This is a genomic window from Streptomyces sp. NPDC048441, from assembly GCF_043200235.1.
Classification (GTDB): domain Bacteria; phylum Actinomycetota; class Actinomycetes; order Streptomycetales; family Streptomycetaceae; genus Streptomyces.
The window spans coordinates 436,961-449,382 of sequence record NZ_JBICXM010000001.1; the positions used below are offsets into that span (position 1 = coordinate 436,961).

The following is a 12,422-nucleotide window of genomic DNA, read 5'->3' on the forward strand; positions in this document are numbered from 1 at the left end:
GGCGTACGCGACCTCCATTGCGTACGCTGCCTCCTCTGCCCGGCGTTCGGGGATGAGGTCGGCGGGGACGGGGGTCCACGAGGATGGTGCTGCGCGAATCGGATCCGTCGGAGATCGGCGGCTATCCGATCGACGACCGGCTCGGCTCCGGCGGCATGGGCGTCGTCTTCCTCGCCCGCTCCGCTTCCGGACGCCGCCTCGCGATCAAGGTCGTGCACGGGCAGTACGCCGACGACCCCGAGTTCCGCACCCGCTTCCGCCGCGAGGTCGACGCGGCCCGCCAGGTCAGCGGCGCCTTCACCGCCCCGGTCGTGGACGCCGACGCGGGCGCCCCGCGGCCCTGGATGGCCACCCTCTACATACCGGGCGAGAACCTCGGCACCCACGTACGCCGCGAAGGCCCGCTGCCCCTGGACAGGCTGCTCGAACTCGCCGCGGGCCTGACCGAGGCGCTGCGCGACATCCACCGGGTCGGCATGGTCCACCGCGATCTGAAACCGGCCAACGTGATGCTCGCGGACGACGGACCCCGCGTCATCGACTTCGGCGTCTCCCGCGCCGCGGAGGCCCTCGCGGGCGACGCCCTCACCCAGACCGGACGCGTCATGGGCACCCCGCCCTACATGTCCCCGGAGCAGCTCACCAGGCCCCGCGAGGTGGGACCCCCCTCCGACGTCTTCTCGCTCGGCGCGGTCCTGGTGCACGCGGCGACGGGACGCGGCCCCTTCGACAGCGCGAGCCCGTACGAGACAGCGACCCGCGTCGTCGAGGGCGACCCCGAACTCGACCGCGTCCCCGAGGAGTTGCTCCCCTTCGTCGAGCAGTGCCTCGCCAAGCACCCCAAGTCCCGCCCCACCCCGGACGACCTCCTCGCCCTCCTGAGGGGCGAGCCCCTGCCACCGCCTTCTCCGGAACCGGAGCCGGAACCGGAACCGGAACCGAAGACGGAACCGGAACCGGAACCGAAGACGGAGCCGGAATCTGAGGCCCCCGCACCACACCGCCGCCGCAGGCGCCTGCTGATCGGCGCGGCCGTCGGCGGGGTGCTGCTCGCGGTCCTCGGCGCGGGAACCGTCGTACGGCTCGCGACGTCGGACGAGGCCGGACGCAGCGATGTGCCCGACGGCTGGCGGGCCTGGCAGGCGAAGGACAAGGGGAACGCCCAGGACGCGGTCGGCCCCTTCGCGAGCTGCGCCGCCGTCTCGCGGGGACTCGTCTGCGCGGGCAGCGACGTGAAGGCCGCGCGCTTCTCCCTCGCCACGGGAGACGTCGCCTGGAGCAAACCCATCGACCCCACGCCGGACGGGCAGTCGAGCGAGGAGGGCGACGTCATCGGCTCCGCGGGGCGCCGCGTCTTCGTCTACCGCAACAACGAGATCGTGCGGGGCCACGATGACGAGGCCGTCGCCGACTACGCGATCCAGGCCGTCGACGGCACGACGGGCCGCGTGTTCTGGACCGCACCGACAGGGAAGGGCCCTGAGGTCAACGCCCCCGACCCCGACCTGGAGGCCGGCGCCGCGGCGGCCACGGACGACGGCATCCTCACCCTCACCGGACCCAGAGGGCGGTCCTATGCCCTGATCGACGCCGACGACGGCGAGCGACTGTGGCAGCGCCCGGTCCCGGAGGGCCAGGACTGCCAGGTGCGGGAGGCGGCCGGGCACGGCTATCTGGTCTGCTCCATGCTCGACTCCGACTCCGACGCCACCCGCATCGCCCGGCTCGACCCGGCCACCGGCAAGCCGCGCTGGAGCGTCACGGAGAACGGTGCGCTCTCCCTCGTCGGCCAGAGCGACGGCCGTCTCCTCCTCGCCGCGGCCGACGGGACCACGCACCGCCGGATCATCACGCTGGGCGCGCAGCGGCACGACCGGCGTACGGTCCGTCTCGCCCACTCCCAGGACGGCATCGCGAAGGTCACGCTCAGCCGGGGCACGCTCTACTTCGTCCTCCCCAACGGCAGCGTCCGCGCCGTCGACCCCCGCTCGGGCCGCCTGAGTTGGGACCGCAACTCCACGGTGGAGTTGCCGGGCCCGCCCCTCGCCTCCGCCACCCACCTCTACCTGGCATCCCCGAGCGGCCGTGTGGCCGCGCTCGACCGCGAGACCGGTGAGGTGAGCTGGACGCGAGCGGGCCGGGCCTCCGAGCCGGTCCGGTTCTCCGGCATGGAGGGCGGCGCCTCCCCCATCCTCGTGGGCGACGCCCTCTACGTCCCGTACGGAGTCCGCTCGGTGTACTCCGTCGACGTACGGAACCCATAAGCCCAGTGAGACCCAGCAAACGCAGAAATGCCTCCGGCCCGGTTCCGAAGAACCGGGCCGGAGGCCACAGAGCGGGTGACGGGAATCGAACCCGCGTAGCTAGTTTGGAAGACTAGGGCTCTACCATTGAGCTACACCCGCACAGCTCGCGCCGCCAGGCCATCGAGGGCATCGAAGGCACTGTGCTGGTCAGCGACCGCGGCACGGCAAGCATCGTAGCGGGTCGGAGCGCCTCGCCGCACACCCCGTACGCACTCGCGATTAAGCGGGGGCCGCACTGCCTGCGGGCATGTACCCTACGTGTCGCACCGACGGGGTGTGGCGCAGCTTGGTAGCGCGTCCGCTTTGGGAGCGGAAGGCCGTGGGTTCAAATCCCGCCACCCCGACCAGCAGGATCCCTACAGATCAGCCGGCAGCATCTCTCCAGATCAGCCAGGCGATCACCCTCACGAACGGCTTCGTAAGATCGCATTGTGGGTCGGCTCCCGCTTGCCGTTACTATGCAAGCTGTGTGCCCGTGTGTCTCTGAGGCCGGGCAAAATCCCCAGAAGTCAGCCCCAAGGAGACCGAACCGTGAAGAGCGCCGTGGAGACCCTGAACCCGACTCGGGTTCGGCTCACTGTTGAGGTGCCCTTCGAGGAGCTCAAGGAAAGCCTCGACGCGGCCTACAAGAAGATCAACCAGCAGGTCACGGTGAAGGGCTTCCGCAAGGGCAAGATCCCGGCCCGAGTCATCGACCAGCGGTTCGGCCGCGGCGCCGTCCTCGAAGAGGCCGTCAACGACGCGCTCCCGAAGTTCTACACCGAGGCCGTGAACGAGGCCGAGCTCAACGTCCTGGGCCAGCCCGAGGTGGACATCACCGAGCTGAAGGACAACGAGACCCTCAACTTCACCGCTGAGGTCGACATCCGTCCCGCGATCGAGATCCCGGACTACTCCGGCATCGAGGTCGAGGTCGACGCGGTCGAGGTCAGCGATGAGGACGTCGAGAAGGCCGTCGAGGAGCTCCGTGAGCGCTTCGCGTCCACCTCGCCGGTCGAGCGTGCCGCCGAGGACGGCGACGTCGTGACGCTCGACCTGGAGGCCAAGGTCGACGGAGAGGTCCTGGAGGACGGCGTCGCGTCCGGCGTCTCCTACACGATCGGCTCCGGCGAGCTCCTCGAGGGCATCGACGAGGCCGTGACGGGCGTGGAGGCCGGTGGCGAAGCCACCTTCACCTCCGAGCTCAAGGGCGGCTCGGCGGCCGGCAAGGAGTCCGAGGTGACCGTCAAGGTCACCCAGGTCGCCGCCCGTGAACTGCCGTCCCTGGACGACGACTTCGCGCAGCTCGCGTCGGAGTTCGACACCCTGGACGAGCTCAAGGCGGACAGCCGCAAGCGCCTCGAGAACATGAAGCAGTACGACCAGGCGACGCAGGCCCAGGAGCGTGTCCTGGAGAAGCTGCTCGAGCTGGTCGAGGTCCCCGTCCCCGAGAAGCTCCTCGCGGACGAGATCGAGACCCGCAAGCACAACCTGGTGAACCACCAGCTCGGCCAGATGGGCCTCGACCTCGAGAAGTACCTGGAGATCCAGGGCAAGACCGAGGAAGAGTTCGACGCCGAGACCAAGGAGCAGGCCGAGAAGGGCATCAAGACGCAGTTCGTCCTCGACGAGCTCGTCAACAAGGAGAAGCTGAACGTGAACCAGGAGGAGCTCACCGAGCACCTCATGCGTCGCGCGCAGTCCTCCAACATGAGCCCCGACCAGTTCGCCCAGGCGGTCGTCGAAGGCGGCCAGGTCCCGATGCTGGTCGGCGAGGTCGCCCGCGGCAAGGCGCTCGCGGTCGTCGTCGAGGCGGCGTCGGTCAAGGACACGAACGGCGAAGTTGTCGACCTGGACGACGAGGACGAGACGGAGACGGCCGCGGAGGTCGCCGCCGACGCCACCGAGTCCGAGGCCCCGGCAGAGGCCGCCGCCGAAGAGAAGACCGAGGCCTGAGCAGCCTTGCTCTGACGCTCGTACGACAGGCCCCCGGGATCTCGATCCCGGGGGCCTGTCGCGCCCTTAGGGGCGCGGGGAACCGCGCGAGCAACCCGAGACGACCCGCACCCGCCGTGGGGCCTGCGACGGCAGACGCGACTGCGGCCCCGGAGGGGGCTGGCCGCGCAGTTCCCCGCGCCCCTGACGGGGCGCCCCCAGCGGCTGAATAGGCGCCCCGCCAGAACCTGCGCTCACAGCGAACAGTCACCTTTGCGGGATTCCCCGGACGGGGCTGAGCGTTAGGGTCCATGAATACGAGGGCAGGGGAGTCCCCGAAAGCCGCCCCGGAGCGGCCCGCACGCGGGGTCCCTAGCCTCAGAAGAAGACGTGAGACGGCCCGGCGCCGTCGTAAGACGAGCAGGTGGATACGTGACGAATCTGATGCCCTCCGCCGCCGGCGACCCCTCCATCGGTGGTGGCCTTGGCGACCAGGTCTACAACCGGCTGCTCGGCGAGCGGATCATCTTCCTCGGCCAGGCCGTGGACGACGACATCGCCAACAAGATCACCGCGCAGCTCCTTCTCCTTGCCGCAGAGCCGGACAAGGACATTTTCCTCTACATCAACAGCCCTGGTGGATCCATCACGGCCGGCATGGCGATCTACGACACCATGCAGTACATCCAGAACGACGTGGTGACGATCGCGATGGGCATGGCGGCCTCTATGGGCCAGTTCCTGCTCAGCGCCGGTACGCCCGGCAAGCGCTTCGCGCTGCCGAACGCCGAGATCCTGATCCACCAGCCTTCCGCCGGACTCGCGGGCTCCGCGTCGGACATCAAGATCCACGCCGAGCGGCTGCTTCTCACCAAGAAGAAGATGGCGGACCTCACCGCGTTCCACACGGGCCAGACCGTCGAGCAGGTCACCCGCGACTCGGACCGCGACCGCTGGTTCGACCCGCTGGAGGCCAAGGAGTACGGCCTCATCGACGACATCATGCCCAACGCGGCCAGCATGCCGGGCGGCGGCGGCACCGGAGCCTGAGCCTCACCGCTCAGCCCTTTCGAAGCCGACCTCAGCCCACGCTCCTCAGGAGACCTACAGAGATGAAGAACTACCCCGGCAGCGGCCTCTACGAGCGCACCCAGGCCGCTCAGGCCGAGTACACCGGCCCCACCGCCGAATCCCGCTACGTCATCCCGCGCTTCGTCGAGCGCACCTCGCAGGGCGTGCGTGAGTACGACCCGTACGCGAAGCTCTTCGAGGAGCGCGTGATCTTCCTCGGCGTGCAGATCGACGACGCGTCCGCCAACGACGTCATGGCGCAGCTCCTGTGCCTGGAGTCGATGGACCCGGACCGTGACATCTCGGTCTACATCAACAGCCCCGGCGGCTCCTTCACGGCGCTCACGGCCATCTACGACACGATGCAGTTCGTGAAGCCGGACGTCTCGACCGTCTGCATGGGCCAGGCCGCCTCGGCCGCCGCCGTGCTCCTCTCGGCGGGTACGCCGGGCAAGCGCATGGCGCTTCCGAACGCGCGCGTCCTGATCCACCAGCCCTACAGCGAGACGGGCCGCGGTCAGGTCTCCGACCTGGAGATCGCCGCCAACGAGATCCTCCGGATGCGTGCGCAGCTGGAGGAGATGCTGGCCAAGCACTCCACGACGCCGATCGAGAAGATCCGCGACGACATCGAGCGCGACAAGATCCTCACTGCCGAGGACGCGCTGGCGTACGGCCTGATCGACCAGATCATCTCCACCCGGAAGATGAACAACGGCTCGGTCGTCTGACGCAGGCCTGTAGCATCTGCCGTTCCTTGGCACGGTCCACGTCAAAGTGAACCGTGCCAAGGGGGGCCCGAACGGGGGGCTCGGCAAGGTACCGTCGGATATGAGGCACCAGGAGTCGCTGAATGTGGCGTCTCCCAGGCGAAGGGGAAGCACCTCGTGGCACGCATCGGTGACGGCGGCGATCTGCTCAAGTGCTCGTTCTGCGGGAAGAGTCAGAAGCAGGTCAAGAAGCTCATCGCAGGTCCCGGTGTGTACATCTGCGATGAGTGCATCGACCTCTGTAACGAGATCATCGAGGAAGAGCTCGCGGAGACGAGCGAGGTGCGCTGGGAGGAACTCCCCAAGCCTCGCGAGATCTACGAATTCCTCGAGGGGTACGTCGTGGGCCAGGAGCCCGCGAAGAAGGCCCTCTCGGTAGCGGTCTACAACCACTACAAGCGAGTGCAGGCCGGTGAGACGGGCAGCGCGCAGGGCCGTGACGACGCGATCGAACTCGCGAAGTCCAACATCCTGCTGCTCGGCCCGACCGGCTCCGGGAAGACCCTCCTCGCGCAGACGCTCGCGCGCATGTTGAACGTCCCGTTCGCCATCGCGGACGCGACGGCGCTCACGGAGGCGGGCTATGTCGGCGAGGACGTCGAGAACATCCTCCTGAAGCTCATCCAGGCCGCTGACTACGACGTCAAGAAGGCCGAGACGGGCATCATCTACATCGACGAGATCGACAAGGTGGCTCGCAAGAGCGAGAACCCCTCGATCACGCGCGACGTCTCGGGCGAGGGCGTCCAGCAGGCCCTGCTCAAGATCCTGGAGGGCACGACGGCCTCGGTGCCCCCGCAGGGCGGCCGCAAGCACCCGCACCAGGAGTTCATCCAGATCGACACGACGAACGTCCTGTTCATCGTGGGCGGCGCCTTCGCGGGCCTGGAGAAGATCATCGAATCCCGTGCGGGCGCGAAGGGCATCGGCTTCGGCGCCACGATCCACTCCAAGCGCGAGCTTCAGGAGAAGGACCGGTTCGAGGACATCATGCCGGAGGACCTGGTGAAGTTCGGGATGATCCCGGAGTTCATCGGCCGTCTCCCGGTGATCACCTCGGTCCACAACCTGGACCGCGAGGCCCTGCTCCAGATCCTGGTGGAGCCGCGCAACGCACTCGTCAAGCAGTACCAACGCCTCTTCGAACTCGACGGCGTGGAGCTGGAGTTCGAGCGCGAGGCCCTGGAAGCGATCGCCGACCAGGCGATCCTGCGCCAGACCGGCGCGCGTGGCCTGCGCGCCATCATGGAGGAGGTCCTCCAGTCGGTGATGTACGAGGTCCCGTCCCGCAAGGACGTGGCCCGCGTGGTCATCACGGCGGACGTCGTCCACTCGAATGTGAACCCGACGCTGGTGCCGCGTGACGCGCGGGGTCCGGGGCCGGGCGAGCAGAAGTCCGCATAGCACCTGGCATACGCGAAAGGGGCGCCCGGCGATTCGATCGCCGGGCGCCCCTTTCGTGTGGACGCGGGAAGGGACGGGCTGCGGGGTGCCGTCAGAGCTTGACGCGAACTTCCTTGCGGAACTTGGCGGTTATGTCGGCGGAGTCCTCGGGGGAGGACCCCTTGCCCGTCGCCATGCTCGCGATGTCCATGGGCATGACGAGACCGAGGGTGCTGTAGTCGCCCCAGATGCAGTACGTCACGTTCATCTCTTTCGGCCCGGTCGCGCCGACACCGGAGTTGTCCACCTTGGCCTGCTGGCACTTCAGGACCGCGCCGTCGAGGCCATCGGGCTCGTACGCCTCGGGGCTGCCGACGAGTGAGACCTTCTCGTCCGAACCGCCCTCGCCGGACTCCTTCTTCATGTTGGCGAACATGGCGTCGACGACCTTCTCCGGGTCCTCGATCTTGCCGTAGACGCCGCCGAACTGGATCATTTTCTGCGCCAGCGGGTTGCTCTTGTCACCCGACTCGTAGGAGGCGCTGACGTCCTTGGGATTCGTCACACCCCACTTCGCGGCGTCCTTGAGGTCGGACTCGGTCATGCCGCCGCTGTCGCTGTCGGACTTCTTGTAGTCGGAGAGGACCGTCTGGGGCGTGACCAGCTTGTGCGGGCCGTCGTCCGCGACCGAGGAGCCGCCGTCCTTGCCCGCCGTGAACCACCAGACGCCGCCCGCGATGGCCACGAGTGCGACGACCGCGCCGATGATGAGCCCGGTCTTCTTGCCACCACCACCGGCGGGCGGCGGCGGGACCTGCCCGTACGGGGGCTGCTGCTGGCCGTACGGAGCCTGCGGCGGCTGCCCGTACGGGCCCGGCTGCTGCGGCGGTACGCCCTGCGGGGCCTGCTGGGGGTAGCCGTAGCCGGGCTGGGGTGCCTGCGGCTGCTGGCCGTACGGGCCGGGCTGCTGCCCGTAGGGGCCCGGCTGCTGGGGCTGCTGGCCGTACGGGCCTGGTTGGTTGTAGCTCATGACGTGGGTTCCCCCTAAGCGTGCTTATGTGTTCGAGACATCCTGACGGAAGCAGCCCCGGTCGGAGTGACCGGGGCTGCTGCTGAGCGTGGAGTGCGGGGTGACGCCGTCAGGGCTTCGGCATCAGGGCATCGGCGTCAGGACTTGACGCGGACTTCCTTGCGGAGCTTCGTCGTCGTGTCCGCGGCGCCCCCGAGGTCGGGGCTCTTGCCGGTCATGGCGCTCGCCATGTCGACCGGGATCACGACACCGACGGTGCTGTGGTCGCCCCAGATGCAGAGCGGCATACGGATCGACTTGGGCCCGGAGCCGCCGCCCTTGACCTTCATCTCCTGGCACTTCACGACCGCGCCGTCCGCGTCGAAGCTCTTGGGGGTGCCGACCGGTGAACCCGTGTCGGACTCCTCCTTCGCGGCGTTCTCCTTCATCTTGGCGAACATGCCGTCGACCACCTTGGACGGGTCGTCGATCTCGCCGTAGACGCCCATGAACTTGATCATCTTCTGCGCCAGCGGGTTGCTCTTGTCGCCCGACTGGTACTCGCCGTCGACGGGCTTGCCGTTCTTGACGCCGTCCTTCTCGGCCTTCTTCATGTCCTCGTCGTCGAAGCCGCCGTCGGCCGAGGCCTGCTTCTTGTACTCGGAGAGGACCGTCTCGGGCGTGACCAGCTTGTGCGGCCCGTCGTCCGCCACCGCCGAGTTGCCCGCCGACGAGCTGTCGTCCTTGCCCGCCGTGAACCACCAGATGCCGCCGCCGATCGCGACGAGTGCGACGACCGCGCCGATGATGAGCCCGGTCTTCTTGCCGCTGCCGCCACCGGCGGGCGGGGGCGGCGGAACCTGCCCGTACGGGCTCTGCTGCTGGCCCTGGTCGTACGGACCGGGCTGCTGCGGCTGGCTGTAGCCGCCCTGCTGCGGGGGAACGCCCTGCGGAGGCTGCTGGGGGTAGCCGTAGCCGGGCTGGGGCGCCTGCGGCTGCTGGCCGTAGGGGCCAGGCTGGCCCGGCTGCTGCCCGTAAGGACCGGGCTGCTGGGGCTGCTGCCCGCCGTACGGGCCAGGCTGGTTGTAGCTCATTGCGTGGGTTCCCCTCCGAACGCTTATGTGATGCCGACATCCTGACCGAAGGCGAGGCCCCATGGGGTGCCGGGCCGCAACCGTTACTGAAGAATCCGGTTTCGGGACGGGTCTGTGACACCTCTAAACTGACTCCGTGACCGAGAACTCTCAGCAGCAGAATTCAGCGCCCACCACCGAACTGCCGACCCAGTACGCGCCGGCCGAGGTAGAGGGGACGCTGTACGAGCGCTGGGTGGAACGCGGCTACTTCACCGCCGACGCGGCGAGCGAGAAGCCCCCGTACACCGTCGTCATCCCGCCGCCGAACGTCACGGGATCCCTGCACCTGGGCCACGCCTTCGAGCACACGCTCATCGACGCCCTCACGCGCCGCAAGCGTATGCAGGGCTTCGAGACGCTGTGGCAGCCGGGCATGGACCACGCCGGCATCGCCACGCAGAACGTCGTGGAGCGCGAGCTCGCCAAGGAGGGCAAGTCCCGCCACGACCTGGGGCGCGAGGAGTTCATCGAGCGCGTCTGGCAGTGGAAGGGCGAGTCCGGCGGCCAGATCTCCGGCCAGATGCGCCGCCTCGGCGACGGCGTCGACTGGGAGCGCGAGCGCTTCACGATGGACGAGGGCCTCTCGCAGTCCGTCCAGACCATCTTCAAGAAGCTGTACGACGACGAGCTGATCTACCGCGCCGAGCGCATCATCAACTGGTGCCCGCGCTGTCTGACGGCGATCTCGGACATCGAGGTCGAGTACCAGGACGACGACGGCGAGCTCGTCTCCCTGAAGTACGGCGACGGGGACGAGACCGTCGTCGTCGCCACCACCCGCGCCGAGACGATGCTCGGTGACACCGCCATCGCGGTCCACCCTGATGACGAGCGCTACAAGCACCTCATCGGCAAGCTGATCAAGCTGCCGCTGACCGACCGCTCCATCCCGGTCGTCGCGGACGAGCACGTCGACCCCGAGTTCGGCACGGGCTGCGTCAAGGTGACCCCGGCGCACGACCCGAACGACTTCGAGATCGGCCAGCGCCATGACCTGCCGAACATCGCGGTCATGGACGAGCACGCCGTGATCACGGTCCCCGGCCCCTTCCAGGGCCTCGACCGCCTGGAGGCCCGCAGCGCCATCGTCGGCGCGCTGCGCGCCGAGGGCCGCATCGTCGCCGAGAAGCGTCCGTACTCCCACTCGGTCGGCCACTGCTCACGCTGCAAGACCACCATCGAGCCGCGCCTCTCGATGCAGTGGTGGGTCAAGGTCGGCCCGCTCGCGAAGGCCGCGGGTGACGCGGTCCGCGACGGCAAGGTCAAGATCCACCCCCAGGAGATGGAGAAGCGCTACTTCGACTGGGTCGACAACCTCCACGACTGGTGCATCTCGCGTCAGCTGTGGTGGGGCCATCGCATCCCGGTCTGGTACGGCCCGAACGGCGAGGTCGTCTGCGTCGGCCCTGACGACGAGGCACCCACGGGCGAGGGCTGGACCCAGGACAGCGACGTCCTGGACACCTGGTTCTCGTCCGGCCTGTGGCCGTTCTCCACGCTCGGCTGGCCCGAACAGACCGACAGCCTGGCGAAGTTCTATCCGAACTCAGTCCTGGTCACCGGCTACGACATCCTCTTCTTCTGGGTCGCCCGGATGATGATGTTCGGCCTGTACGCGATGGACGGCACCCCGCCGTTCCACACGATCGTGCTGCACGGCATGGTCCGCGACCAGTTCGGCAAGAAGATGTCCAAGTCCTTCGGCAACGCGGTCAACCCGCTCGACTGGATGGACAAGTACGGCTCGGACGCCGTCCGCTTCACCCTCGCCCGCGGCGCCAACCCCGGCACGGACGTGCCGATCGGCGAGGACTGGGTCCAGGGCTCGCGGAACTTCGCCAACAAGATCTGGAACGCCACGCGCTTCGCGCTGATGAACGGCGCCACGATCGAGGGCGAACTCCCGCCCGTGGAACAGCAGTCGGCAACGGACCGCTGGATCCTGTCCCGGCTGAACGCGACGGTCGCCGAGGTCGACGCGCTCTACGACGACTACCAGTTCGCCAAGCTGTCGGACGCGCTGTTCCACTTCGCGTGGGACGAGGTCTTCGACTGGTACGTCGAGCTGTCCAAGACGACGTTCATGGGCGGCGGAGACGCGGCGAAGGTCTCGGGCCGCGTCCTGGGCGAGGTCCTGGACGTCACCCTCCGTCTCCTGCACCCGATCGTCCCGTTCGTCACGGAGACGCTCTGGACGACCCTCACCGGCCGCGAGTCCCTCGTGATCGCCGAGTGGCCGAAGGACAGCGGCTTCCGCGACGCCACCGCCGAGCAGGAGATCGAGACGCTCCAGCAGGTCATCACGGAGGTCCGCCGCTTCCGCGCCGACCAGGGCCTCCAGCCGGGCCAGAAGGTCCCGGCCCGACTCTCCCTGGACGGCACGGCGCTGGCCCCGCACGAGGCGGCCATCCGCCAACTGCTCCGCCTCCAGCCGGAGGGCGACGCCTTCACGGCCACGGCGACCCTGCCGGTCTCGGGCGCCACGGTCGCGCTCGACCTCTCCGGCACGATCGACGTCGCGGCGGAGCGCAAGCGCCTCGCCAAGGACCTCGCGTCGGCCGAGAAGGAGAAGGCGCAGGCCACGGCGAAGCTCGGCAACGAAGCGTTCCTCGCGAAGGCGCCGGACAACGTGGTCGACAAGATCCGGGGCCGTCTCACCAAGGCGGACGCCGACATCACCCGACTCCAGACGCAGCTGGACGGCCTCCCGCAGGCCTAGTCAGGCGGTGGAGACGGGGGGGGGGGGGGGGGGGGGGGGGGGGGGGGGGGGGCCCCGGGGGGGGGGGGGGGGGGGGGGGGGGGGGGGGGGGGGGGGGGGGGGGGGGGGGGGTAC

8 protein-coding genes and 2 tRNA genes are annotated in these 12,422 nt (G+C 68.8%); 7 read left to right on the plus strand and 3 right to left on the minus strand.

The window, feature by feature from the left end:
* Positions 1-83 precede the first annotated feature (83 nt).
* Positions 84-2,264: a serine/threonine-protein kinase gene (locus tag ACGFSB_RS01935; RefSeq protein ID WP_393392599.1), complete on the plus strand. Its 2,181-nt coding sequence runs from the start codon at positions 84-86 to the stop codon at positions 2,262-2,264.
* Between the two features lie 70 nt (positions 2,265-2,334).
* Here the strand turns inward: ACGFSB_RS01935 and ACGFSB_RS01940 are convergent.
* Positions 2,335-2,405: transfer RNA gene (locus tag ACGFSB_RS01940), tRNA-Gly, on the minus strand.
* A 171-nt stretch (positions 2,406-2,576) separates the two neighbouring features.
* Here ACGFSB_RS01940 and ACGFSB_RS01945 point away from each other — a divergent pair.
* The 5 genes from ACGFSB_RS01945 to clpX all read left to right on the plus strand — a co-directional run bounded on the left by ACGFSB_RS01945 (position 2,577) and on the right by clpX (position 7,465).
* Positions 2,577-2,653 (plus strand) — tRNA-Pro (locus tag ACGFSB_RS01945).
* A 184-nt stretch (positions 2,654-2,837) separates the two neighbouring features.
* Positions 2,838-4,241 (plus strand): trigger factor, encoded by a 1,404-nt coding sequence (tig, locus tag ACGFSB_RS01950; RefSeq protein WP_393392602.1) that lies wholly within the window; start codon positions 2,838-2,840, stop codon positions 4,239-4,241.
* A 423-nt stretch (positions 4,242-4,664) separates the two neighbouring features.
* On the plus strand, positions 4,665-5,270 hold the full coding sequence (locus tag ACGFSB_RS01955) for an ATP-dependent Clp protease proteolytic subunit (protein WP_249593023.1): 606 nt from the start codon (positions 4,665-4,667) through the stop codon (positions 5,268-5,270).
* A gap of 62 nt (positions 5,271-5,332) precedes the next feature.
* Positions 5,333-6,022: an ATP-dependent Clp protease proteolytic subunit gene (locus tag ACGFSB_RS01960; protein ID WP_393392605.1), complete on the plus strand. Its 690-nt coding sequence runs from the start codon at positions 5,333-5,335 to the stop codon at positions 6,020-6,022.
* A 156-nt stretch (positions 6,023-6,178) separates the two neighbouring features.
* The gene (gene clpX, locus ACGFSB_RS01965; RefSeq protein ID WP_393392607.1) at positions 6,179-7,465 is read left to right on the plus strand and encodes an ATP-dependent Clp protease ATP-binding subunit ClpX; all 1,287 of its coding nucleotides are present in this window, start codon (positions 6,179-6,181) and stop codon (positions 7,463-7,465) included.
* A 91-nt stretch (positions 7,466-7,556) separates the two neighbouring features.
* Here the strand turns inward: clpX and ACGFSB_RS01970 are convergent, their stop codons facing one another.
* Positions 7,557-8,474 (minus strand): hypothetical protein, encoded by a 918-nt coding sequence (locus tag ACGFSB_RS01970; RefSeq protein WP_393392609.1) that lies wholly within the window; start codon positions 8,472-8,474, stop codon positions 7,557-7,559.
* A 137-nt stretch (positions 8,475-8,611) separates the two neighbouring features.
* Positions 8,612-9,547 carry a hypothetical protein gene (locus ACGFSB_RS01975; RefSeq protein WP_393392612.1) on the minus strand — a complete coding sequence of 312 codons (936 nt, stop codon included), beginning with the start codon at positions 9,545-9,547 and terminating at the stop codon, positions 8,612-8,614.
* Positions 9,548-9,683: 136 nt separating this feature from the next.
* Here ACGFSB_RS01975 and ACGFSB_RS01980 point away from each other — a divergent pair, with 136 nt between their 5' ends.
* Positions 9,684-12,308, plus strand: a complete 2,625-nt coding sequence (locus ACGFSB_RS01980) for a valine--tRNA ligase (RefSeq protein WP_393392614.1) — start codon at positions 9,684-9,686, stop codon at positions 12,306-12,308.
* The last annotated feature ends 114 nt before the right edge of the window (positions 12,309-12,422 follow it).

Coding starts and splice junctions, on each gene's coding strand:
- ACGFSB_RS01955 (WP_249593023.1), top strand. CDS start 4,665: ATGCCCTCCGCCGCCGGCGACCCCTCCATCGGTGGTGGCCTTGGCGAC.
- ACGFSB_RS01935 (WP_393392599.1), top strand. CDS start 84: ATGGTGCTGCGCGAATCGGATCCGTCGGAGATCGGCGGCTATCCGATC.
- ACGFSB_RS01970 (WP_393392609.1), bottom strand. CDS start 8,474: ATGAGCTACAACCAACCAGGCCCGTACGGCCAGCAGCCCCAGCAGCCG.
- ACGFSB_RS01960 (WP_393392605.1), top strand. CDS start 5,333: ATGAAGAACTACCCCGGCAGCGGCCTCTACGAGCGCACCCAGGCCGCT.
- ACGFSB_RS01975 (WP_393392612.1), bottom strand. CDS start 9,547: ATGAGCTACAACCAGCCTGGCCCGTACGGCGGGCAGCAGCCCCAGCAG.